Origin of the sequence: Legionella sp. W10-070 (genome assembly GCF_900640175.1) — a bacterium.
Classification (GTDB): domain Bacteria; phylum Pseudomonadota; class Gammaproteobacteria; order Legionellales; family Legionellaceae; genus Tatlockia.
The window spans coordinates 55471-80837 of sequence record NZ_CAAAJC010000009.1 but is presented as its reverse complement, the minus strand read 5'-3'; the positions used below and the strand labels follow the sequence as shown (position 1 = coordinate 80837).

Here is a 25367-nt window from a genome sequence, read left to right as displayed (position 1 = left end):
CAGGCGATGAGGTATTTAAGCATATCTTCTCCTTATTGAAGTTTAGAAATAATCTTTAGATGGAATTATTTCTAATGGATTTAGGTTAGGAGTACAGACAATAATTAGTTTAGTTCAGAATGGTGCAAATTTCCTACAAGGAAAAGGTTGGCATGTAAATCGCTTAAGCGTACAGTAAAGTGTAGATGTGAAAAATATTTCAGGTCATAATTGCCCAGTGGATTATATTTTATAAGTGGTGAAATAATGACCAGTGAATTATTGCTCGGAGTGAATATTGATCACATTGCAACTGTACGCCAGGCGCGAGGGACAAAGTATCCTGACCCCGTACAGGCTGCCATGGATGCAGAAGAGGCAGGTGCTGACGGGATTACTTTACATATGCGGGAAGACTTGCGCCATATTCAAGCACGCGATGTGAGGCTGATTAAGAACGTTTTGCAGACCCGAATGAATCTGGAATTAGCCGTTACCGAAACCATGCTTGAATTTGCCGAAGAAATAAAACCCGAGCATGCTTGCCTGGTTCCGGAAAAACGGGAAGAGTTGACAACAGAAGGTGGGCTTGATGTTGTCAGCCATTATAACAGTGTGGCGCAGGCGGTTAAGCGTTTGCAAAAAACAGGCAGCGAAGTATCGTTATTTATTGATCCTGATGCCAGGCAAATTGAAGCCGCTGCAGCAATAGGGGCGCCAGTTATTGAGATTCATACAGGCTGCTATGCTGATGCAGCCAATGCAGCAGAGCAGGCACATGAGTTGCAGCGAATAAAGGAGGCAGTAGACTATGCGAGCAGCCTTAACTTGATTGTTAATGCTGGTCATGGCTTAAATTACCATAATGTTAAGCCAGTTGCTGCGATTAAGGAAATAAATGAGCTCAATATTGGTCATGCTATTATCGCTCGTGCTTTATTTAGTGGCTTAAAGGATGCGGTAAGACACATGCGTCAACTTATGCTGGAAGCAAGAAATCATGTCAAGTACTGATGCAATCGTTATTCGGATAACCGGCGACTCAGGAGATGGGGTGCAACTTGTCGGGGAGCAGTTGACTGTTACTGCGGCTCTTACCGGCAGGGATGTACGAACCTTGCCTGATTTTCCTGCTGAAATCAGGGCGCCTGCAGGAACCGTGGCAGGCGTCTCTGGTTTCCAATTGGCGATGTCAGAACAGGCTATTTTTACAGCCGGCGAGACCTTGGATGTCCTGGTGGCATTGAACCCCGCTGCTTTAAAAAATTCTTTGGAACATTTAAATCCAGGCGGCCTGTTAATTATCAATGAAGACAGTTTCCTGGCAAAGGATTGGCAAAAAGCAGGGTTATCTCATGAGTTTCTTGATGATGTTGCTGAACATTACCAAATTCTTTCTTTACCGCTGGTAACACAAACACTCCAGGCTGTTGAGACTTTGGAGATAACACATGCCCAAGCCAAAAAAGCCAAGAATTTTTATGTTTTGGGTTTGGTCCTTTGGCTCTTTGATCTGCCTACTGAAAGCTGTATTGCTTTTATTAATAAAAAATTTAAAGCGAATCCGGAAATAGCCAGGGCAAATGAACTAACTTTGCTGGCTGGCTTTAACTATGCCATGACCTTGGAACTTAGTCGTCGTGAGTTTATGTTGGGTCAGGCCAGTAGGGAGGATGGTGAATACAGGCAGATTACTGGTGTTGAGGCGGTCGCTCTGGCTGTTGCAACGCTTGCTGTGGGCACAAAGACGCCTCTTCTTGTATCAGGTTATCCTATTACACCGGCATCAGCAATCCTTCATGAATGTGCCAGATTAACAGATTATGGTATTCAATTATTACAGGCTGAAGATGAAATTGCGGCTATTTGCTCCTGTTTGGGGGCTGCCTATGGCGGAAGTTTGGCTTTAACATGTACCTCAGGACCCGGCCTGGATTTGAAGAGCGAAAGTTTGGGGCTGGCGGTGATGGCAGAATTACCTTTGGTTTTGGTGGATGTCCAACGAGCCGGGGCTTCAACAGGATTACCGACGAAAACCGGACAAAGCGATCTGCGTCAGGCGCTTTATGGGCGTCACGGGGAGGCTCCTTTACCTGTTCTTGCTGCCAAATCGCCAGCGGACTGTTTTAATACCATCATTGAGGCGTTTACCTTTGCCATAAAGTATATGACGCCAGTGATTGTTTTACTGGATGCCTATCTTGCAAATGCTGCTGAACCTTGGAAAATCCCTTCGCTGGATACAATAAAAATTCCCACCATTGACTATAACCGCTTTCCTAAGCCATACCAACGGGATGAGATTTTATCTCGTAGCTGGAATATACCAGGAACCCCGGGATTCGTTCATCAAACAGGAGGGTTGGAAAAACAGGGTGAAGAGGGACGAGTGAGCTATGATGCGGAGAATCATCAGAAAATGGTTCATCTACGAGCTGATAAGGTTGCTGGTATAACACGTGATTATGGCAAGCTGGTGCTCGAAGGGAGCGAAGAGGCAACCACTTTGTTAATTGGTTGGGGAAGCACTTATGGCAGTTTAAAATCAGCTATGGAACAATGCATTATCGAAGGCTTATCAGTTGCTTTATTGCATTTGCGGTATTTAAATCCATTACCAGAGGGATTAGACAGGATATTTGCCAAATTTAACAGGATCCTGGTTATCGAATTGAATTCCGGACAGTTATGCCAATTGTTGCGGGCTAGCTATTTAGTGGCGGCCAGGTCAATTAATCAATGTAACGGCCAGCCTTTTACTGTAAGTCATTTAGTCAAAGCCATTAAATTGGAAAGCAATTATGAACAATGCCTATAAGCGTGAGGATTTTACTAATTCGAACGAAGTACGTTGGTGCCCTGGATGTGGGGATTATGCAATTTTGGCTGCTTTACAGCGTGTTCTTCCAGAGTTTGGGCTGCCCCCGGAAAAACATGTTTTTGTTTCAGGAATTGGTTGTGCCGGCCGATTGCCGTATTACATGAACACTTATGGCTTTCATACAATTCATGGCAGGGCTACAGCAGTGGCCACTGGACTGAAGGCCATGCGTGATGATTTGGTGGTTTGGGTTGTTACAGGAGACGGTGATGCCTTAAGTATTGGTGGTAACCACTTAATTCATTGCCTGAGACGTAATGTCAATGTCAATATTCTACTATTTAATAATCAGGTTTATGGTTTGACTAAGGGGCAGTTTTCACCTACATCCCAGAAAGGACAAATAACAAAAACATCCCCTCAAGGTGTTAATAATGAGCCAATTAACCCCTTAACCATGGCCTTGGCATCCGGAGCCAGCTTTGTTGCTCGGGCAGTCGATAAAGATCCAAATCATCTTGGTTTAATCCTTAAACAGGCTTACGAGCATCAGGGTTGTTCTTTTGTAGAAATTTATCAGGATTGTAATATTTTTAATCATGGTGCTTTTGATGCCTTTGCGGTAAAAACTAATCGGGCAGAGCAAACAATTTTGTTGCAAGAGGGCAAGCCTTTGCTGTTTGGAGATAAAAAAGAATGGGCTTTGACATTGGATAACGAAAAATGGCAGCGTATAGCGAGTACTAATGAAACCACTTATTGCCATGACTCGCGTAATTTTATTGCAGCAATGCGTTTGGCTCGACTTGGCTTTCCTGAATTTCCAGTACCTTTGGGTATTTATTACCAACAGCAACGAGCGGTTTTTACTCTTAAGGGGACAATTAAAAAATCCCTGAATGATTTGCCAGGACTATTTCGTGCCAAGGCAAGTTGGCAGCAAGGTAATACCAAATAAAAACCTTCAATCCAGATGCCTTTCAACATCAGATCCTGCAGCTATGCTGCAGTAACGTTGAGTATTTTGAAAATCGAATCTGAAAATAAAAAACCGTACTCTAATCTCGGTTAATACCTAAATTCTGAGGGTTGGCCAGGCGGATAAAAAAATCCCGGCAGGTTACACCGGGATGCAAGTTGAGGAGATGATTTTAGTCGCGGCCAGAAAAAGCACTTAACAGGTTAAGCAAGCTGATGAATAAATTATAAATGGCCACAAACAAAGAGACTGTTGCTGAGATATAGTTTGTTTCCCCTCCGTGAATAATTTCGCTGGTTTGATAAAGAATTAAACCAGAAGAAATTAATACAAATGCAGCTGAAATGGCCAGTTGCAAAGCAGGTATCTGGAAGAATATTCCTGCAATCATCGCGAGTAATGCAACCATAACGCCTACAAAAAGAAAGCCTCCCAGATAGCTAAAATCTTTGCGCGTAGTCAAAGCATAGCCGGACAAGGCAAAGAAAATCAGGCCGGTACCTCCAAGCGCTGTTCCAATAAGTTGATGGCCATTGGAAAAATTGGCAATGTAAAGGTTGAGAATGGGGCCTAAGGTGTAGCCCAGAAAACCTGTGAAGGCAAATACGCTGATTAGTCCCAAAGCACTGTTTCTTAACGCATGGGTTAGAAACATCAGGCCATAGACGCCTGCGATCATGAACAGGGGATTTAATGGTTTGACATTAAAAGCGAATGCTGCGTAAGCAGTGAATGTGCTGAATAAAAAGGTCATACCAAGTAAAAGATAGGTATTGCGCAAGACCTTATTGGTGGCAAGTACCGCTTCGCTTCGCTGGGTTAACAAACTAACGTCGTTTCTGTTCATGCAATGACTCCAGATTATTTATATTCCTAGTGTAGCATATTTATGGGTAATTATTACTTTTTCAAGTGTATAGGGATGGAAAATAGCTGGCAAGGGATCCTTGAAATTTATTAATATTTAACGAAGCGGTTCAAAACCCTTTCCAAGGGAAGCTCATCTTCTGGAAATGGAGTTGAAACCTGGAGTGAATCACGGATAATGGAATTAATTTACTCAGTGGATTAGGTATGTCAAATTCTAAAATTGCTGTCTTACAATTGATTTCTTCTGCCTCTGTAAATAACAATCTGAAGGAAGTGGAAAGGTTTTTTTCCAAAGCGAAAGAAGAGCAGGTTAGTTTGTTAGTCCTACCTGAAAATTTTGCTTTTATGGGGAAAGATGAAACGGATAAATGGCGTATAGCGGAGCGATATGGCAGTGGTGAGATACAGGACTTTATTAGTCAGTTGGCTAAAAGGTATGGCCTATGGGTGATTGCAGGAACGTTGCCTTTAAAAGGTCTGCAAAATCGTGCTCGCTCGAGCTGTCTTGTTTTTGACGATAAGGGGTTATGTGCTGCCCGTTATGATAAGATCCATCTGTTTGATGTACGTGTTTCTGAGCAAGAAGCACATCAGGAATCGGCTACAATAGAAAGGGGTAGCGAGTTGGTGGTTGTTGACACGCCTGTTGGTTATGTGGGGTTGTCTGTTTGTTATGACTTGCGTTTTCCAGAATTATACCGACAATTAGTATTAAGAGGTGCTCAATTGTTTGCTGTGCCCTCAGCATTTACAGCAGTAACAGGGGCTGCTCATTGGGAAGTTTTATTGAGAGCCCGTGCTATTGAAAATTTATGTTATGTAGCAGCACCTAATCAGGGAGGTCAACATGAAAATGGCCGGGAAACATATGGCCATAGCATGATTGTTGAACCGTGGGGCAAGGTGTTGGCTAAATGGGAAGCCGGTAGCGGTTTGATTTGTGCTGAGGTTGATTTGCAGCGGTTAGAACAGTTGAGACGACAGTTTCCCTGTAATGAACATCATGTTCTTTTTCAATAATTGACAGTTTGATAAGAAGGTAAAATTATGACTCAGGCGTTGGCTATTGCCAAAGATTTAATATTAAAGCCGGCATCGTTGGATGACTCTACCCTGGAAAAGTTAATCCGCTCCATGATAACCCGTCATGTTGACGATGCGGATCTTTATTTTCAAAGCAGCAGTTACGAATCCTGGTATCTGGAGGATTCTGAAGTAAAAAGCGGTAGTTTTTCAATTGACCGCGGCGTTGGTGTTCGTGCTGTTAGTGGTGATAAGACGGGTTATGCCTATTGTGATGATATTTTGCTGCCGGCAATGGAGCGTGCAGTAGAGGCTGCCCGTTCCATCGCGATTACAGGCATGAAGCAAGCCCAATCAATTCAGATAACAGGATCAGCAATTGCACGCTATTCGGCAATTAATCCCATAGAGACTATGAGCAAGCAAGAAAAGATAGCATTACTTGAAGCTATCGACAGGGAGGCAAGACGCATAGACCCCCGTGTTATTCAGGTAAATGCCTCTTTAAGCGGCTGTTTTGAGGTTGTGATGGTAGCAGGTATCAATGGTGAGAGGGTTGCTGATGTGAGGCCTCTGGTGAGTATTCATGTCAGTGTCATTGTTGAAGATAAAACCGGTCGCCGTGAGTCTGCTCGTTCGGGAGGCGGCGGCCGTGTTGCCTATTCTTATTTTCTTGAGAAGGAAAGGGCGCTTGGATATGCCCGTGAAGCGGTACGGGAGGCTTTAATTAATCTTGAGGCGAAGGAAGCACCTGCTGGAACCATGCCTGTTGTTTTGGGTCCGGGTTGGCCTGGCGTACTGTTGCATGAAGCAGTCGGACATGGTTTGGAAGGTGATTTTAATCGTAAAGGGTTGTCTGCATTTTCCGGGCGTTTAGGCCAGCAGGTGGCGGCAAAGGGGGTGACTGTAGTTGATGATGGAACCTTAAAAGACAGACGCGGTTCTCTTACAATCGATGATGAAGGAACGCCTGCGCAATACACAACACTCATTGAGGATGGGGTACTGGTTAATTACATGCAGGATAAGCTCAATGCGAAATTAATGGGCATGCAACCAACAGGGAATTGTCGCCGTGAGTCTTATGCTCATTTGCCCATGCCGCGGATGACCAACACTTATATGCTGGCGGGCCAGTATCATCCCGATGAAATTATTCGTTCAGTCAAGCGTGGACTTTACGCTGTTAATTTTGGTGGCGGGCAAGTAGATATTACTTCAGGGCAATTTGTTTTTTCAGCCAGCGAAGCATACCTTATTGAAGATGGCAAGGTGACTACTCCTGTTAAGGGGGCTACATTGATTGGCAATGGGCCTGAGGTCATGAAGAAAGTCAGCATGGTAGGAAATGACCTGTCGTTGGATAGTGGGATAGGTGTTTGCGGCAAGGACGGACAATCTGTACCCGTTGGTGTAGGGCAACCCACTTTGAAAATTGATGCCCTTACTGTGGGAGGAACCCATCAATAGAGTAATAAGAAAATAAAATTTGCTCCCTGAGTCTTGGAACCATAACAAAAGGATTTGACATGAAGCCAACAGAAATTAAGCATTTATCAGATGATCTGGAAGTATGGCGTACTGCAGTGCATGATTTGGTTATTCCTAGAGAGTCAATCGAGGATGTTGCATCGCAATTGAAAACTATCTCTGATGAGGATTTTATTGATAGATTGACGCAAGCAAATGAACTGAATGAGGCAATGCTACTGCAAACAGAGTCAAGGCCGCTTTTGACGATGACTTCTATTCCTGTTGGTGAAATCCTTTCTTTATTGAAGGATGTTTATCAAGGCAAAATGAGTGCTTATCTCCAGGAAATTTTAAGTAGTGCTGAAATTGAATTAATGCTTATCAATCAATCACCGAGCAGACTTGATAGTTCCAAAGAGCTGGAAATTAAAATCAAATTGGCTGCAACAGTAATTGATAAGTATTCCGGTATTTTGCAAATGATAATAGGTAAGAAATCTTTACCTGAGAAAGATGAAACCATTGTTCAGCAGGCTCATCAATTTTTGAATTTATCGACTAGCCGATTAAGTCGCATTAATTTAATTTGTGGTATTAGCAGGCTACGCTCAGAGGTGGAGGATATGATTATTGAGCATCAATCAAGCTGTTGCTTTTCTTTCCTTTCTTTCTTTTCAGGGCCGTTAAAAGCGTATAAGGCTTTGACTGTTTTGTATTCAAACCTCTGTGCTTATCCATTATCAGAGCAAGAATTGGCTGGCGGACTTTATTTGGTTATTTCCCAGATGAACTTTTTCAGTAATAAGAAGGATCGAGAGGCCCTTAATAATGGGATAAATCAGCTTCTTAATGCTAATCATTTCCCTGCAAAGGATATGGACTCAGGGAAATATATCGCAGCCTTTGTCGCTCGTGTTGAGGTTTTAAAAATAGACTTACCCAAGCCATTCATTTTAGTTCGAGAGAAGACGTTAGAAACGCAGTTAGCGACGCCATCTCCTACACTTGTGTAATTATATAATAAAAAATGAAAAGACGGCGGCTCAAGCCGTCTTTTATTCTCTTTTTAAAATGCCAGCTTAAGCTGTTGCCAGTAATTGTTGTAGAGAGTTAATGTACCTTCAGCTAAATCCCGTTGAATATAACCTCGTTTAAGCGTCTCTGTGTCAGGGTAGACAATGGTATTGTTGCGAATGGATTCAGGAAGAAGAGCCTTGCTTTTCGCATTGGTAATGGCATGTCCTTCAATTAGTGCTATTTCCCTTCCTGTCTCTGGTTTCAGGATGAAATTAATAAACTCATAGGCTTCTTTGGGGTGAGGCGGGTTAACAGGTATTGCCAGACAATCCAGCCAAATGACAAAACCATCTTCAGGGTATTGAAAACCAATGTTGCTGTTTTCCACCTGAGCCTTGAAGGCATCGCCATTCCAGGAAGAACCGGCAATCGCATCTTCATCAATCATCACGGCCTGAACACTGGTACTGGCAAATAATTTGATATTAGGTACCAGTTTCAGTAAATGATGATAGGCTGCTTCAATATGCTGAGGATTAGAATCATTTGGATTAAATCCCTGGCTCATTAATGCAATGGCGAATACTTCCCGTGAATCATCCAGCAACATTAATTGCTTTCGCCAGCGTTTTTCCCATAATGCTTGCCATGTGGTTGGCGGATTGACAACAAATTGCTTGTTATAAAAAATGCCAGTGGCTCCCCAGATAATGGGCACGCTAAAACGATTCCCGGGATCATATTCATTATTGGTAAAACTTATATCAATATTAGCTAAATTGGGTAACTGGCTATGATCCAATGGGGATAACATCCCTTGTTTTTTCATTCGCTCGACAAAATAAGCTGAGGGTAATACCACATCATAAATACTTTGCCCGCTGGCTTTCAATTTGGCATACATTGTCTCATTGCTGTCATAGGTTGAAAAATGTACGGTGATCCCGGTTTCATGCTCGAATTGTTGTACCACTTGTTTGGGAATTTCCCCACCCCAAACATACACATTGACTACGCGTTGTGCGAACAACAGGGTTGGAGCAAATAACAGAGTGAAAAAAATTAGCAGAGGTTTCATGGTGTTTTACCTGATAATCGATAAGAGATAATAACCATTATCATGGAGATGAAAATCGTAATGGTGCATAGGGCATTAAGTTCAGGCGTCACTCCGGCTCTTACCAGAGAGTATATAGTCAATGGCAGGATGTTGAAGTCAGGCCCTGCTACAAAATAACTGATAATGACATCATCAAAAGATAAGGTAAAGCAAAGCAAAAAAGCACTGAATACCGCAGGCCATAATAAGGGCAGTAGAATTTTAGTCAGTGCGATAAAACGGCCAGCCCCCAAATCCAGGGCACTGAAGTAAATATTAGGATCCAGGGTGTGGATCCGGCTATTGATGGTTAAGATGACAAAAGGAATACAAAAAGTAATATGAGCAATGAGTAAGCTGAAGAATCCAAGCGGAATGCTAGTAGTGTTAAAGAATATCAGCAAGGCCACACCAAGTACCAAATCAGGGATAATAATTAACAACAGCAGCATGGCATGTAATGAACGGTGATGTTGGCTGCGGTAAAGAAACAAATGAACACAGGCCAACAAACCTGTGGCAGTAGCAACAGTTGAGGCGCTAAACCCTAGAATAATAGAGTGGGAAAAGGCTGTCCATAGATCGCGATCATGAAAGAGCTCAGCATACCAGCGCAATGAAAACCCATGCCATTGCAGGGAGAATTTTGCATTATTGACAGAGTAAATTACCAGCACCAGAATAGGAAAATAAAGCATAAAATAAACAAGAAAAAGAAGTGATTTTTGCGCAACTTTTTTCAACGCAATTCTCCCTTGTTTTGCCGACGGAAAATTAATAGCAATAGTAACAACAATACAGTGAGAATCACGCTGGTTGCCGAACCTTGTGGCCAATTCTCTAATACAAGAAACTGATCCTGGATTAAGTTACCTAATAAAATGGAGCGGGCGCCGCCTAATACATTGGGAATATAAAATAAAGTCATCGCGGGCAAGAGCACCAGCAAGCAGCCGGCGGCTATTCCATTGGCAGTATTGGGTAAGAAAACTCTTGAAAAAATATCCCAGCGGCTTGCCCCCAAATCTTTGGCTGCTTCGATCAACCTAAAATCAAATCGCTCCATATTAGTAAAAACGGGTAATACCATGAAGGGAAATAAGTTATAAATAAGACCAATGATCACTGCAAAATTTGAGTAAATTAATGAAAGCGGTGTGTCTATCAAATGTAAGTTTATAAGAATGGTATTTATGACTCCTTTTGCCTTGAGGATAGCAATTAATGAGTAAGTACGGACTAAAGAGCTTGTCCAGAAAGGAATAATGATTAACAGCAATAAAATAGATTGATGTCTTGATTTAACCAGTAGATAACTGAAAGGATAAGCAAGCAAAAGACAACAGCCTGTAGTGAACAAAGCGATTACCAGGGAGCGAAAAAAAATCTTTAAAAAAACAGGATCTATTAATGATAAATAGTTAGTGAACGTAACGGGTAAGTTTACAAGATGAACACTGTCTCTTGACAGGAAGCTTGCTATCAATACCAGACTTAGGGGGATGACGCTAAACAGAATCAGCCAGGCATAAATAAAATAAATTGAGAGTGATCGTACTTTCATAATAATTTCATCATTTATACAAGTGTTTCATGTGCATAAGGCAATAACACTTCCCAGCCGGTTAACCAATGTACCCAAACTGATTCATTTGGGGCATACTCCAATTTATCATCATCTTCGTCAAAAAATTCCGATGCATTGATAATTTTTCCAGAGGACAGTTCTACTTTAAGATCAACAGTTGAGCCTTTGTAGACAATATCGACAATCTTCCCCGGTATCATTTCATTGGTATCGTCAACTTCTGATAGACTCCAGACTCGAATGTCTTCAGGGCGTACAATAAGATGAAGCTTGTCGCCTGGCTTATAGTGATGGGTGTTTTTACAGTGTAATTTGATCGATTCAATTTCAGTTAATAAAGTCTGCCCTGAAATTTCCGCAACGGTGATATCAAAAATATTGGCTTCGCCGATGAACTTGGCAACATAGAGGTTGTTGGGCGTTTCATAAACTTCCCGGGGGGTTCCAATTTGTTCTATGTGCCCATGATTAAAGATAACAATTCTGTCTGACATGGAAAGTGCTTCTTCCTGGTCATGGGTTACGAAAATAAAAGTCATGTTTAGCGCTTTCTGTAATTGCTTTAATTCATATTGCATGGCTTTCCGTAAACGATAGTCGAGAGAACTTAAGGGTTCATCAAGCAGTAACACCTGCGGGCGATTGATAATGGCGCGGGCGATTGCCACTCGTTGTTGTTGACCGCCACTTAATTGCTTGATATTACGGCTGGAGAAATTTTCTAATTGGACGAGACGAAGGGTTTCTTGAACGCGGCTGGCAATTTCTCCTTCATCGACCCCCTTGCACCGTAAAGCAAAAGCGACATTTTCATAAACAGAAAGATGTGGGAACAACGCGTAACTTTGAAATACAGTATGAACATCCCGCTTTTGAGGCGATAAGGTGTTTACGCATTGACCATTAATGTAAATATTACCGGCAGAAGGCTGTTCAAAGCCGGATATTAGACGTAATAGAGTAGTTTTGCCGCATCCGGAAGGACCCAGCAATGTTAAGAATTCACCATTAAAGACTGATAAGCTGATGTTATCAAGTATAGTGACTGAGCCATATGACTTATAAAGGTCTTTAATTTCTATCAATGGTATGGTCATAGGGATAAAGGACAAAAAAGGGCAATTATGGGGTCTGACAAGAAACTTGTCCAGATCAGTTAGACGCTCTATCTTTCGAGGCCAGCTGACAGTTGACCTCGAATCAATTATTACCAGACTGAGATTTGTTGAGGCGGTGCCTGTAAACTGCAAATCTCAGATACACTGCCATTATGACAGACCACAGCACCGGTACGGGGATCCACGGTCAAGACACCTCCTTGCCATAGGCAACAACCTTGAAGCAGTTGTAAATCCATTACAGCATGCCGTGTACAATAACAGGATGAATAGTAGCCATTATTGCAAACATAACGGCCAGCGGATGAATCACAGTAACTGATTCCACCCATACTGCCACAGCAATTCATTTTATCGCATTGAGGGATGTAGGTGGTCGATTCATTGCATATCCTGCCAGCAAAGCTTAGAGAGCCTGATAAAAAAAGGATGGTCACTAACACTCGACACAATAACGGCATGATTAGTCCTGAGAATCGAAATATTAAATTAGCATAGCATACATAATTTAATAAAAAGAAGCAGTTGTACGGTAAAATCATGACAAATCAAAGCGAATTCCCGTGGCTTGACCACGGGAACCAGCGAAAGTTATTTAAATGACATTCATGCCTATAAGTGGCAGTCCAGTTAATTACTTGTACCTGCACCGGTGTTATCCCCGGTACCCGTATTAATATCAGTTCCTGTATCGGTACCCGTATTCATTCCTTTATTAATGTTGACGTTAGTTCCAGAATCGGAACCTTTGTCAGGTTGAGTGATGGTGCCTGTGGGTACACCAGTACCCATAGGACCTGTTGTCGTACTGGCGTTTGAATAGGTATTTGTTGTATCTGATGCACTTGCATAGGTTGCACTAAATGAGACTACTGCTATCATCGTTATCAGGATTGAGGCTGTCCTTTTCATACTATCTCCTTTAGCTGTTTTTCAGTCTTACATATATAGTAAGGAATAATGGATTTGTAAACCACCGACTAAGCCTGAGTTATACAGGTTCTTCTTCGGGAGAGGGAATAACAGGAGTCGTTTCCTGAAAATCCAGCTCGACTGATTCAATTTTCTGAAAACGCTGCGTTATTTTTTTTGCGGAAGTACTGACTTCACTGACATCCTGATGTGCTTGATCAATATGTCTGGATAATTTATCCATGCGTTTTTCAAAACGCTGAAAATCATCAGACAGTGCATGCAGGTGCTTTTGAATGATATGGATTTGTTTACGTGTGGCATCATCTTTTAATACCGCTCTTGCTGTGGTTAATACGGCCATTAATGTGCTTGGTGAAACCAGCCACACCTTTAATCGCTGTGACAGGGCGATAATTTCAGGGTAGTTAGCATGAATTTCAGCAAAAATAGCTTCTGCGGGTATAAACATTACCGCACCATCAGTTGTCTCATTAGGGATAATGTATTTTTCTGCAATGTCTTTGATATGCTTTTGCAGATCCTGGCGAAATTGCTGCTGCAATAATTTTTTTTCTGCGGTGCTGTCGGTATTCACAAGCTTTTGATAGGTTTCCAGGGGGAATTTGGCATCAATCACCACATGGCCTGTCGGTTCCGGTAAAAACAGGATGCAATCAGCCCTTTTCTGATTACTGAGGGTATATTGCATACGATAGTGATTGCTGGGGATCATATTGGCAATCAGGGTTGATAACTGGACTTCACCAAAAGCGCCACGCGCTCGTTTATCGACAAGAACATCTTGCAGGCTAACGACATGGGTTGATAATTCGGTAATCTTTTTTTGCGCTTCATCAATAATGGTCAGGCGCCGGACAACATCGGTAAATGTCGAAGAGGTTTTTTCAAATCCTTCAGTGAGTTTATGATTCACCTGCTGGGTAAGGCTATGGAGATGATTGCGGATTTCTTCAGTCAATGAGTGCAGGTGAGAGGTTAAGGAACCTGCATGTTGCTTGAAGCTATGGTTTATTTGTTCGCGCACATCGCTCATCTGGCGTTGTATTGCTTCACTGATTAATTGTTGTGTGCTTAATTGACTGTAAGTTATTTTCTCTTGAACAGTCTGCTGGCTTGTTTGATAAGCTTGCTGTAGTTCCAGATGCAGTTGATGAAGTTGGGTGGTGAATAATTGTTGCAGTTTATCAGACAGGGCTTCAGCCAATAATCGCTGCCTGGATTGACGGTAAACGACCCATAAGACAAGGAGCATTTGCAGGGCAAGCGCCAGGGCTATGCCCTCGATAAAAGAAATTGAAGAAAATGAGAAAAACATGTTAATCCAGTGCTGTCAGTTCAATAGGCGTATTATATTCATACACAGGTTTTAATTGACCAAAATCAATTAAGTGCAGATAACCAAGGTAATAAGGGGCTTTATAATCAGTTTTCAGATCAGAATCAAATGAAAAATTAAGATGATGTGTTCCTGCTGGCAGCCAGGAGGCGGATTGTACGGTTTCGATTGGATGAATGTTGCCACCTGAATCGCTGCCGAAGAGAACAGCTTCCAACGCATAGCGACTTCCTGTTGCAACCTCCAAGTCGGCAGAAAAGCTAAATGGCTCTTTCCCCTGCCTGCTCACTTTAAGCAGGGAGGCTGAGGGAATGACATAAGAAAACGCAGTGTGTGCCTGGCGTTTGATGACCTGAGTATCTACCAGTGTCGAGGCATCAACAATGACATACCAGTTCTCACCGGCACCATTTTTGTTGGATGTCAGGTTGATGCTGGCTTGATAGAGGTTATCGTGCACCTGCTCAAGAGTTAAAGGGGTCACTTCGCCTTCCGGACTTAATAAAGAGGCATTAATATAATCAATAGGATAGCTTAGAGCATCATCATGCAAGCTGATATTCACTTTTAACTCATCACCATAATGATAACGGGCTCTATCTGTCTCTACGGCTAGAAAGGCTGGCGCCTCTTTGTCATAAACATGAATAATAAACAGTTCATTGTCCTGTTTTAATTGAGTAGAGGGAATATTGATAATGAACTTTCCGGAACCTAGTTCTGGCTTTAACTTCAAGACCACACTTTCGCCTGCAAATGCGGTATTATTTAATGCCTCATCACTGGAAAACAAGACAGAAGCTTGTTTCAAGCCCAGATTAGCCCCTTGGGGTTTCTTGATATAAAAATCCGGTTTGATTTTAGCCGCAGGATTGGTAGCTGCTATACGAATGACCGCTCCTGATGCCTGGGTATAAATGGCAACACCGGTACTTAACTCTTTCAATGTCGCCTTAATTTGGTATTTGCGGCTGATTTGCTTATGTATAACCCCCTCACTAAGGGGTTTGTCTTCGGTATACCAGGCTGAATTCAAATCCTCATGAGGTAAACTCTCACAATCTCTGCAATCATAAGGCATCACGGGCTGCACGGGTAATGTCAGGGCTTGTGCCTGAGCTAACCATAGCAGCATGGATGAAAAAATAAGACTATTTGCTTTCATTATGATGCTCCTTGTGCAACCAGGTCCTGACGAAGCGCTTGTTCAAAACCAAAACAGGAATGGCGACTTTGATTATGGCTTAAGGGAAGTTTGGCTTGCGTTTTTTGCCAGTCATAAAACCAGATATTGCCAGCTGCAGTCTGTGACCAACAATCTAAAAAACCATCAGCGCATTTTTGCAGATAAATTTTTGTAAGTTTTAACCCGACATTGAGCAGATAACCATTACAATAGCTGGCACTGGAAAAAGGTGATGCCGTTACATCAGTGCCAACAACGACGCGAAAAGGTACTGGAAGTGAAGGACGACCGGCTGTCCCAAGCAATATTTCCGAATTATAAAGTGCCATATCGCCGACGCGTTGCTGTTTTACAGAATTATTGCGATAACCAAGAAGCCAGCCTACACCTGACTCAAAAATATTGCCATCGATTACTTCATCAGCCAGGGGGGTGCCGCCACTGGATGGTGCTATGGCAATAACCTGGCTTATTTTTTTATTTAAAAGCTGATAACGCCAATCATAGCTGGGATTAGACAGAATCCAGCGTATAACATTGGCGCCATTAGAGTGGGTATAAACAGTTAGCTGAGTGATTTGTTTGTTATTAATAAAATCCAGTAGCTGGTTTGCTACGCAACCAGCTGCTTCCTCATGCCACATATAATGGCTAAAGTCGCAGGCTAAAACCACATGATTGCCGGGATCGGGAAGCACACTGGCTAATGAATTAATAAAACCTCGTTTCCAATAACCGCCATCAGCATCCTGACGATGATCATTAGTACCATGAATAAAGGCTATACCAAGCGTTTCAGTAGCAGGTGAGGCAACGCTCCATAAAGAGAAAAAAAGCAGGGTCAAGTAACTCAAAAAACGCGGGAAGTCCATTTGTTTTTCTATCCTTGTCCATAACAAAGGCGATATCTATAACATACCCTCGCTCCAATCAGCAAGTAGTAATTATACCTGTCACACTTGAAGATAGGAACTATACAAACCTCAGGCGTTGAACGTTATTTAGGCACTGGATTGATGACAAGCGGTTAAAGTTTTTAAAAATAAAAAGAAATATATTTTAAAATGCTGTTCTTGTCTTACGCTAAAAAATAATTCAAAGATTTAATAACGCGTGGAAACTCCCGAATAATTTTTTTCAAGCTTATATCAGCATGTTCTAACAAACTCGTTATTAACATATGGCATTTTATATTATTTTTTCTTAAGTGCTCAGCGAGTTGAATGCTATTTACAGGAGAAAAAATAGTATCATTTAACGAGTGTATTAAAGTTATTTTGGCATTAATCTTTATAATTGATTCACTGTAATATGCTTTTTGTGTCATTTCCTGAAAAAATGGTTCAATATCTTTTGTAATAAATCCTGATCTTCCTAGTCGGTTAATATAGTCAGGAAGGATGCCATTTTTTGATGAATTATCAGCAACGAAATCAATGATTTTATTTTTTATTTCTGGCTCTGATTTTTTAAGGAAGCACAGGTTAATTGCTTTATTTAATATTTGCATATCAATGATTGATTTTTCATTATTATCTTGTAGGTATTTACTATGGAGAAGTAATTTTAACGTTACTAACTGAGCATAAAAATTTTTTGGGGATTCCAGAATTTCCTTAAAACTATCCTCAGCAGAAAAATAAGGGCTTATCAGGCATAATGATTTTATTTCATTTTTTAACTTTGTTTTAGAAGCAATTTTTGCCATAAACAAACAGGATACAGACGGACCTAGAAACAAGATTCTATTGTTGGATTCTATTTTATTATTAAACAAATACTCCATAAAAACAACAAGATCATCAAATTCTTCTTCAGATGGTAATCTGATTTCTGTATAAGCATTTAATTGTGGTAAAAGACAATTAAATCCTATATTTGTCAAAGAATTGACTAAACTTAGGAGTCTCGAATCCTTGTTTCCTTGCTGGTTTAGTCCGTGAAAAATAACAACAACTCCCTGGTTTTTTCTTGTGTTATTTTGGGAGTATAAATCAGCTTCCAAATTGTTATAATGAAACTGATTAAATGTCATATCATTATGATTTTTTTTGATTAATTCTAAAATAAATCGGATGCTGTTTTTAGTAAGGTATAAATTATCGATTAACATACCGCTCTATCCTTCTGGAAGGGATTTTTGAAAGATCTGTAGACATCAATACTTCCAATAAGTTATTGAAATCACGAGCAATTGAAAATCCGTGTGTTTTAGCGCCCATTAAATTGATGTATTGTTTAAGTAAAACGGGTAAACATCGCTTTGTTCCCTCGATAGAATAAATGGTATTGAATGTCGAGGTCATATCAGAGTGTTCTTGAGCCAAATTGGCTAGCTTCGTGCTTAGTAAGTGCTTCATTGGATAAGGATGTTTGGCATTGATCTGGGAGATTGGCTGGTAGAAATGGTTATTCGAGAGTACGCTTAATAAGAATGAAATTGAATCTTTCTTCAAATGATCAAGCTTAACCCAAGGCAAGCCAACGATAAGGCGGTGATCTTTTAAATAGGTTGTTATATAAAGCAGAACTCCTTTCCAAAGGAGAAATAAAGAAAATATGTCATTTTGATAATCTTCATTAATAAAAGAGCGTCCTAATTCAATGAAGAGATGCTTTTTACTAAGATGTTTGTATATGCCAGGATAACATTTTTCAATGTAAGATTGTTCGGCTATTTTTTCCGAATCCCAGTCTTGGTTTGTGCGAAAGCGGTAGCCACCCATAATTTGATTCTGTTCATTATCCCAAATGATGACATGATGGTAAAATCTATCCAAACCGTCGAGGTCATGTTCTTTACCTGAACCATGTAGTGATTTCCTAAAAACAAGCTCTCTTATCCTTCCTATCTCTAATAGAAGAACCCCAAGCATATCACCTGGGATAACAAAGCATTGATAGGGGCCTGTTTCATAAAGTAAGTATTCTTTTTGTATTAGTTGAAAAGATTGAGCTATGGGGTTACTTGCCTGCTTCATTAATAAACTCCTTGAATTGATTTAATCATGTATGTTCAAATTAAAGGGATAGGCTTTTACTTTTTCAGTTTAGACTATAAGCAATAATTTGTTATAAAATTAACCAATAAATGTAAGTTTTGATTTGGATTTTGTTGACAATTGGAACCAGCGCTTATGTCCCGTGCTCAGAGTAATGCAGGAAGTAATTATTCGAGAAATAATCTGAATAAACAGACAAGACTTTCCGTTAATCGATTAATACCTATCCAAAGCCTTAAATATCACCAATTTTAGATTAATTTTTGATTAATCAATTCCTACCTCCCCTGTTTTTAATGTTAAACTTCTTTTTTTATCAAGGTTAGTCTAGTCAATGAGTCAGGATATTGTTGAAAAAATTAATAGCTTGCGGGATCGGATTCGATTATATGATTATCATTATTATGTGCTGGACAATCCGTTGGTACCTGATATCGAATATGATCGTTGTTTCAGGGAGTTACAAACGCTTGAGAGTGACCATCCGGACTATATTTCTCCTGATTCACCCACACAAAGGATAGGGGGGAGTCCTGTAGGGGCTTTTGAGCCTGTGATTCATCTTCAGCCTATGCTTTCACTGGCAAATGTTTTTTCAATAGAAGAGTTACGTGCTTTTATGAAGCGGGTAGCTGATAGAGCGGATTGTGATGAAACCTCTTTATTATTCAGCTGTGAGCCAAAACTGGATGGACTGGCAGTCAGTTTAACTTATAAAAGAGGTATATTAATTCATGCCGCAACGCGTGGTGATGGGGCGGTTGGTGAAAATGTTACCAATAACATTAAAACTATCACCGCAGTCCCTTTAAAAATATTAACCGATAATCCGCCTGAGCTAATTGAGATCAGAGGGGAAGTGTACATGCCGAAGGCAGGTTTTGAAGCTTATAACGCGAAGGCACGTGCTCAGGGTGAAAAGACGTTTGCCAATCCTCGCAATGCTGCTGCCGGAAGCTTGCGGCAATTGAATGCGGCAGTTACCGCAGAAAGACCATTGGCAGTGTATTATTATGGCATCGGAGCTTGTGAAAAATATGAGTTACCAGACAGCCATTTTGCCCAGTTGGAGCTGTTGCGTCATTGGGGTTTTAGGACTTCGCCTGAAATAAGGACAGCGACTGGTCTTCAAGGTTGCCTTGAGTATTATCAGAAAATATTAGCCCGCCGCGTGGATCTGCCTTATGAGATAGATGGTGTTGTTTATAAGGTAGACAATATTGCCCTGCAGAAAGAACTGGGTTATGTGGCTCGTGCTCCCCGTTTTGCCTGTGCCCACAAATTTCCTGCCAGCGAAGAAATGACCGAATTGAAAGCAGTTGATTTTCAAGTAGGCCGTACTGGCGCCTTAACGCCGGTTGCCCGATTAAATCCAGTCAGTGTGGCAGGTGTCACAGTCAGCAATGCTACTTTGCATAATATGGATGAGATTCAGCGAAAAGACATTCGCATTGGCGATACGGTTATTATCCGTCGTGCTGGCGATGTTATCCCCGAAGTGGTATCCGTCGTTAAAGAAAAGCGGCCTGCCAGTGTTCAAACGATTAAACTGCCAGAGCATTGTCCGGTATGTGGGGCAGGGGTTGTCAGGGAAGAAGATGAAGCAGTTGCCCGTTGTACGGGAGGATTATTCTGCCGAGCCCAACTTAAAAGGATGCTATGGCACTTTGCCTCCCGCAAAGCGATGGCAATTGATGGGTTAGGAGCGGTGCTTATTGATCAGCTTGTGGAAAAGGAAATCGTTAAAGACGTTTCTGACCTTTATGTCCTTGATTTGGATACTGTGGCTGAGCTTCCACGTATGGGAAAAAAGTCGGCAGAAAATTTGTTATCTGCTATTGAAAAAAGCAAAAAAACCACCTTTCCTCGTTTTCTTTACTCTTTGGGAATACGGGAAGTTGGCGAAGTCAGTGCCAGGGTATTGGCAACAGAGTTTACGGATATTCAATCGCTGAAGGAAGCTTCTGTTGAGCAGTTAATGTCACTAAAGGATATCGGTCCGGTGTGCGCAGAACATGTCGTACAGTTTTTTGCACAGAACCATAATTGCGAAGTCATAGAAAAACTTTTAGCGCATGGTGTTCACTGGCCCCAAATAGAGCGGAAGCAACTGGATGAAGCACATCCATTTTACAGTAAAACGATGGTTCTTACCGGAACTATGGTGAGTATGACCCGTGAAGAAGCAAAGGCACGGTTATTGTCAATTGGATCTAAGGTGGCAGGCAGTGTTTCAAAAAAAACGGATTATGTCGTTGCTGGTAGTGAAGCTGGCTCAAAACTGGATAAGGCTATTGAATTAGGTGTGCGGGTATTGAATGAGGAAGAATTTCTTGCCATGCTCACTTGACTAAAATCCTGGTTGCTAACATCATAATGCTTTAAAAAGTAAGCAGTTACTATAACCATCTTCCAGGAATGATTTTGGCAGTACTCAGGCGATTAGGAATTATATTGATTGTACTGCTCAGTACATGGGAAATATCCTATGCCAGGAATTGGGTTTTTAACAACCCTTATCCGAGAAGCGAAGCTGAAGAGAAGATTTATTATTCGTCATTTGCAGAGCAGCCCAAGACGCTGGATCCTGCCAAGTCTTATTCCAGCAATGAGTACCAGTTTATAGCGCAAATCTATGAGCCTGTATTACAGTATGATTATCTGGTACGTCCCTATAAATTAACTCCCTTAACTGCTGTTTCAATGCCAACAGTGCGTTATCTGGGAAAATCACATCAATTACTGCCTGATGCAGAAAGCAGTGAGGTTGCGTTTTCTGTGTATACTATTCGCATTAAACCGGGCATATTATTTCAGCCTCATCCTGCCCTGGCTAAAGACAAAGCAGGTAATTACCTTTATCTGGATTTAGCAAAAGATTATCTTTCTAACAATAACATTAATAAGCTATCTGACTTCCAGATAACAGGTACCCGTGAATTAACGGCTGATGATTATATTTATCAGATTAAGCGCTTGGCCAGTCCGGCAGTAAATTCACCAATATACGGATTGATGAGCGAATATATTGTTGGCTTTCGCGATTTTGCCAGATCCTTGCCAAATGGGTTTCGGCAAGCTCATTTTTTGGACTTAAGAAAATATCCTCTTGCTGGAGTCCGTAAGATTGACGATTACACCTTTGAAATTACTATCAGGGGACAGTATCCTCAATTCATGTTCTGGCTGGCGATGCCTTTTTTTGCTCCTGTGCCTTGGGAAGCAGATCGTTTTTACTTACAAGAGGGAATGGATGATAAAAATTTAACCTTTAGTTGGTACCCTGTAGGGACTGGCCCATTCATGTTAAGTGAGAATAACCCGAACCGGCGTATGGTTTTGAATAAAAATCCAAATTTCCGGCAGGAATATTTCCCGGCTAATGGTTCAGAGGACGACATCAAAGCTGGCTATTTGCGTTATGCCGGACAATTGCTTCCCTTAATTGAACAGGCTGTATTTACTCTTGAGAAGGAAACAATCCCTCGCTGGAATAAATTTTTGCAGGGTTATTATGATTTATCGGGAATCAGTACGGACAGCTTTGACCAGGCGATTCAGATAAGTCGTTCAGGGATTCCCAAGCTAACCCGCAGCATGCAGAAAAAGAAAATACGCTTATCACATACAACCGATCCAACAATTTATTACCTGGGATTCAATATGCTTGATCCAATTGTAGGAGGTAAAAGTGAGCGGGCGAGAAAATTAAGATTGGCTATTTCGATTGCGGTAAATTTTGATGAACAAATTGCCATTTTCTATAATGGCCGTGGCCAAGCCGCTCAGGGGCCTATACCGCCAGGAATTTTTGGCTATAGAGAGGATGAGAAAGGAATTAATCCTTATATTTATCGTTGGGAGGGAAATCGGCCTAAAAGGAAAACGCTTGAAGAGGCTAAGGCATTAATGACGCAGGCAGGTTATCCAGAGGGTCGCGATCCTGAAACGGGCAAACCGTTGCTTCTGCATTATGATGTACCTGTTACCGGGGGGCCTGATGATAAATCTCGATTAGATTGGATGCGTAAGCAATTCGCTCGAATAGGCATTGATTTAAATATTCGAGGTACGCAATATAATCGTTTTCAAGAAAAAATGCGCACTGGAAACGCCCAGATTTTTAGTTGGGGTTGGCATGCAGATTATCCTGATCCTGAGAATTTTTTATTTATGCTTTATGGTCCTAACGGCAAAGTAAAACATGGCGGGGAGAATGCCTCTAATTATCAAAATCCGCGTTATGACCATTTGTTTAACTTAATGAAAAACCGTAGTAATGATGACAGGAGGCAGTCGCTTATTGACGAAATGGTCGAAATAGTCAGACATGATGCACCCTGGGCGTGGGGGATCAACACCCAAACGTTGATTCTCAGTCAGCAATGGGTATCGCCAACCAAGCCTGATACGATTAATAACAATACCTTGAAATACATGGCTATCAATGTGGAGCAGCGAAACGAATTACGCCAGCGCTGGAATAAGCCTGTTTTATGGCCAATTGGTTTATTGCTGCTAACGTTTGGCTTGCTACTAATCCCTCTGCTTTGGGCTTATTATAAAAGAGAAAAGCAAAGTGCTTCGAGAATCAAATCATGATTTATTATTTATTGCGACGAATTCTATATGCGATTCCCATTCTATTAGGTATCAATATCATCACTTTTGCATTGTTTTTTATGGTTAATTCCCCGGATGATATGGCGAGAATGCAGTTAGGGGAAAAACATGTCAAACCGGCAGCAATCATGCAGTGGAAAATGTCGCGTGGTTACAATCTCCCCTTATTCTATAATTCGACAGAGACGGGCATCAGGATGTTGACACAGACGCTTTTTTTTCAAAAATCATTAAAGCTGTTTGCTTTTGACTTTGGCATGTCTGATGCCGGACGTGACATTAGCTATGATATTTCGCACCGAATGTGGCCGAGCCTTGCGATTGCTTTGCCCGTATTGCTTCTGGGTATATTGGTAAACATTATCTTTGCTATGGCGATGGCTTTTTTTCGCTCTACCTACATTGACCTCAGTGGTGTAATTTTTTGCATTATCCTGATGTCTATCTCCAGTCTTTTCTATATTATTGGCGGACAATATATTTTTGGGAAACTGCTGCGATTAGTACCTATTTCTGGTTATGATGCCGGACTTAGCAGTATCAAGTTTATTTTATTGCCGGTATTTGTTGCTGTTCTGGCAGGGATTGGCGCAGGCTCCAGGTGGTATCGTAGTTTATTTCTTGAAGAGATGAATCGAGAGTATGTTAAAACCGCGCGTGCAAAAGGATTATCTGAACTGCGTGTCTTATTTCGTCATGTATTGAAAAATGCCATGCTGCCAATTCTTACCGGCATTGTTGTGCTTATCCCTTCTTTGTTTATGGGAAGTCTTATCCTGGAGTCATTTTTTGGTGTGCCAGGGCTTGGCAGTTATATTATCGATGCCATCCAGCAACAGGATTTTGCTATTGTAAGAGCGATGGTATTTCTAGGTTCCGTTCTTTATATCGCTGGTTTAATTTTGACTGATATCTCTTATACATTGGTTGATCCGCGGGTGAGGCTGGGTTAGGTATGGAATTATTATGGACAGACCAATGTTTTTTAGCGGTATTGATAATAAGCGCTGCAGTAATTAGTTTTAGTTTACGCAAAAAGCATGTCAGAAGGGCTTTTCAAAGCATCTTTAAAAAGCCACTGGCTGTGAGTGCCTCGATTGTATTATTATTTTTCCTGGCAATAGCCGTTATTGATTCCATTCATCTCAATTTTCCAATATCGGCTAATCAAGATCCTGTCACAGGTCAGCAGAATTCGATTTTAGACAGGGTAATGGCACCGCTGGGCAGTTTTTATGAGAAAACGTATTCCGCACCGTTGGCACTGAATTTATATAGTGCAGAAACAATACTAATAGACGGAGAAGCAAGACAGGTACATCCTCGTTTGAAGTACCTGCCAAAGACCATTAAAAATACCCATGACAGAACAGCACAACTAATAGCAGTTAGTTATAGAGCAGTACTGGTGAGCTTGCTTATTGTTATCACTCTGTGGGGGCTGATTATCGGAATTGATTGGAGCTTAGGCAAGCGGTTGAAGCTGATACCGGAAAAAAGCGGCATCAGTGGGCTGATTACGCTTTTTATATGCCTGTTTGTGATGCTCGCCAGTTATTGGCTTTCTCGCGATTTTCATCTTTTAGGTACTGGAAAAATTGGCCAGGATATCTTTTATTATACGGTAAAAAGCATTCGTACTGGCCTTGTTATTGGCATATTAACCACTCTTTTTATGATGCCACTGGCTTTATTACTGGGGATGGCTGCTGGTTATTTTGGCGGTATTATTGATGATATTATTCAATATCTTTATACCACCCTAAGCTCAATTCCCGGGGTACTTCTAATTACTGCTTCAGTGTTGTCCATGCAAACGTACATTGCTAACCATCCTCAGCAGTTTCCTACCCTTAGCAAAAGTGCAGATGCCAGGTTGCTTGCCCTTTGTTTGATTCTTGGGGTGACGAGCTGGACAAGCTTATGCCGATTATTGCGGGCTGAAACACTGAAATTAAGGGAAATAGATTATGTTATGGCGGCCCGTGCTTTGGGAAGCAGTTCCTTTACCATCATCCGCAGGCATTTGCTGCCGAATGTGATGCATATCGTATTAATTACTCTGGTTTTAGATTTTAGTTTTTTAGTTCTTGCCGAGGCCGTATTGTCTTATGTGGGTGTAGGGGTGTCGCCTATGACAATCAGCTGGGGAAACATGATTAACGGGGCACGTTTGGAGTTGGCAAGAGAGCCTATTGTCTGGTGGCCGATGATGGCCGCTTTTGTATTCATGTTTATTTTGGTGCTTGCCAGCAATCTTTTTGCAGATGCAGTGCGAGACGCCTTTGATCCTCATCAGGCAACTCTCTAAGGTGGT

Annotated in this window: 22 protein-coding genes; 10 read left to right on the top strand and 12 right to left on the bottom strand. The window is 41.4% G+C overall.

Going from position 1 to position 25367, the window contains the following annotated elements:
- The first annotated feature begins 246 nt into the window (after positions 1-246).
- From pdxJ to E1O65_RS05395, 3 genes are read left to right on the top strand one after another with little or no spacing between them, the layout of a single operon-like run.
- A complete protein-coding gene (pdxJ, locus tag E1O65_RS05405; RefSeq protein ID WP_133132575.1) occupies positions 247-993 on the top strand; it encodes a pyridoxine 5'-phosphate synthase in 747 nt (248 codons plus the stop codon).
- A complete protein-coding gene (locus E1O65_RS05400) occupies positions 980-2797 on the top strand; it encodes a 2-oxoacid:acceptor oxidoreductase subunit alpha (protein WP_133132574.1) in 1818 nt (605 codons plus the stop codon). The genes pdxJ and E1O65_RS05400 overlap by 14 nt, the downstream gene beginning before the upstream one ends.
- Positions 2781-3758 (top strand): 2-oxoacid:ferredoxin oxidoreductase subunit beta, encoded by a 978-nt coding sequence (locus tag E1O65_RS05395; RefSeq protein ID WP_133132573.1) that lies wholly within the window; start codon positions 2781-2783, stop codon positions 3756-3758. Before E1O65_RS05400 ends, E1O65_RS05395 begins: the two co-directional genes overlap by 17 nt.
- 193 nt (positions 3759-3951) lie before the next feature.
- Here the strand turns inward: E1O65_RS05395 and E1O65_RS05390 are convergent, their stop codons facing one another.
- Positions 3952-4626: a Bax inhibitor-1/YccA family protein gene (locus tag E1O65_RS05390; RefSeq protein WP_133132572.1), complete on the bottom strand. Its 675-nt coding sequence runs from the start codon at positions 4624-4626 to the stop codon at positions 3952-3954.
- Between the two features lie 227 nt (positions 4627-4853).
- Between E1O65_RS05390 and E1O65_RS05385 the strand changes: the two genes are divergently transcribed.
- The 3 genes from E1O65_RS05385 to E1O65_RS05375 are packed head-to-tail and all read left to right on the top strand — an operon-like array spanning position 4854 to position 8158.
- Complete coding sequence (locus E1O65_RS05385) at positions 4854-5669, top strand: carbon-nitrogen hydrolase family protein (protein ID WP_133132571.1); 816 nt, start codon at positions 4854-4856, stop codon at positions 5667-5669.
- 27 nt (positions 5670-5696) lie between these two features.
- On the top strand, positions 5697-7142 hold the full coding sequence (gene tldD / locus E1O65_RS05380) for a metalloprotease TldD (protein WP_133132570.1): 1446 nt from the start codon (positions 5697-5699) through the stop codon (positions 7140-7142).
- Between the two features lie 59 nt (positions 7143-7201).
- Complete coding sequence (locus E1O65_RS05375) at positions 7202-8158, top strand: hypothetical protein (protein ID WP_133132569.1); 957 nt, start codon at positions 7202-7204, stop codon at positions 8156-8158.
- Positions 8159-8211: 53 nt separating this feature from the next.
- On the opposite strand, the gene E1O65_RS05370 is transcribed toward E1O65_RS05375, so the two are convergent.
- From E1O65_RS05370 to E1O65_RS05320, 11 genes are all read right to left on the bottom strand, one after another.
- Complete coding sequence (locus E1O65_RS05370; protein WP_133132568.1) at positions 8212-9240, bottom strand: spermidine/putrescine ABC transporter substrate-binding protein; 1029 nt, start codon at positions 9238-9240, stop codon at positions 8212-8214.
- Positions 9237-10004, bottom strand: coding sequence for an ABC transporter permease subunit (locus E1O65_RS05365; protein WP_165474909.1), 768 nt, complete (start codon positions 10002-10004; stop codon positions 9237-9239). Before E1O65_RS05365 ends, E1O65_RS05370 begins: the two co-directional genes overlap by 4 nt.
- Positions 10001-10825 (bottom strand): ABC transporter permease subunit, encoded by an 825-nt coding sequence (locus E1O65_RS05360; protein ID WP_133132567.1) that lies wholly within the window; start codon positions 10823-10825, stop codon positions 10001-10003. Before E1O65_RS05360 ends, E1O65_RS05365 begins: the two co-directional genes overlap by 4 nt.
- Before the next feature lie 14 nt (positions 10826-10839).
- Entirely contained in the window at positions 10840-11946 is a 1107-nt protein-coding gene (potA, locus tag E1O65_RS05355; protein WP_133132566.1) for a spermidine/putrescine ABC transporter ATP-binding protein PotA, read from the bottom strand.
- A gap of 110 nt (positions 11947-12056) precedes the next feature.
- Positions 12057-12428, bottom strand: a complete 372-nt coding sequence (locus E1O65_RS05350; protein WP_133132565.1) for a hypothetical protein — start codon at positions 12426-12428, stop codon at positions 12057-12059.
- A gap of 169 nt (positions 12429-12597) precedes the next feature.
- Positions 12598-12879 carry a hypothetical protein gene (locus E1O65_RS05345; RefSeq protein ID WP_133132564.1) on the bottom strand — a complete coding sequence of 94 codons (282 nt, stop codon included), beginning with the start codon at positions 12877-12879 and terminating at the stop codon, positions 12598-12600.
- Between the two features lie 79 nt (positions 12880-12958).
- On the bottom strand, positions 12959-14218 hold the full coding sequence (gene rmuC / locus E1O65_RS05340; RefSeq protein ID WP_133132563.1) for a DNA recombination protein RmuC: 1260 nt from the start codon (positions 14216-14218) through the stop codon (positions 12959-12961).
- 1 nt (position 14219) lies between these two features.
- A complete protein-coding gene (locus E1O65_RS05335; RefSeq protein ID WP_133132562.1) occupies positions 14220-15404 on the bottom strand; it encodes a DUF4785 domain-containing protein in 1185 nt (394 codons plus the stop codon).
- Entirely contained in the window at positions 15404-16297 is an 894-nt protein-coding gene (locus tag E1O65_RS05330; RefSeq protein WP_133132561.1) for a hypothetical protein, read from the bottom strand. Before E1O65_RS05330 ends, E1O65_RS05335 begins: the two co-directional genes overlap by 1 nt.
- A 206-nt stretch (positions 16298-16503) precedes the next feature.
- Positions 16504-17538, bottom strand: a complete 1035-nt coding sequence (locus tag E1O65_RS05325) for a hypothetical protein (RefSeq protein ID WP_133132560.1) — start codon at positions 17536-17538, stop codon at positions 16504-16506.
- A complete protein-coding gene (locus E1O65_RS05320) occupies positions 17525-18406 on the bottom strand; it encodes a GNAT family N-acetyltransferase (RefSeq protein WP_133132559.1) in 882 nt (293 codons plus the stop codon). The genes E1O65_RS05325 and E1O65_RS05320 overlap by 14 nt, the downstream gene beginning before the upstream one ends.
- Positions 18407-18761: 355 nt before the next feature.
- On the opposite strand from E1O65_RS05320, the gene ligA reads away from it, so the two are divergent.
- From ligA to E1O65_RS05300, 4 genes are all read left to right on the top strand, one after another.
- Entirely contained in the window at positions 18762-20777 is a 2016-nt protein-coding gene (ligA, locus tag E1O65_RS05315) for an NAD-dependent DNA ligase LigA (protein WP_133132558.1), read from the top strand.
- Positions 20778-20851: 74 nt separating this feature from the next.
- Positions 20852-23029, top strand: a complete 2178-nt coding sequence (locus tag E1O65_RS05310; RefSeq protein WP_242601539.1) for an ABC transporter substrate-binding protein — start codon at positions 20852-20854, stop codon at positions 23027-23029.
- A complete protein-coding gene (locus E1O65_RS05305; RefSeq protein WP_133132556.1) occupies positions 23026-24003 on the top strand; it encodes an ABC transporter permease in 978 nt (325 codons plus the stop codon). Before E1O65_RS05310 ends, E1O65_RS05305 begins: the two co-directional genes overlap by 4 nt.
- A gap of 2 nt (positions 24004-24005) precedes the next feature.
- The gene (locus E1O65_RS05300; protein WP_133132555.1) at positions 24006-25361 is read left to right on the top strand and encodes an ABC transporter permease; all 1356 of its coding nucleotides are present in this window, start codon (positions 24006-24008) and stop codon (positions 25359-25361) included.
- The last annotated feature ends 6 nt before the right edge of the window (positions 25362-25367 follow it).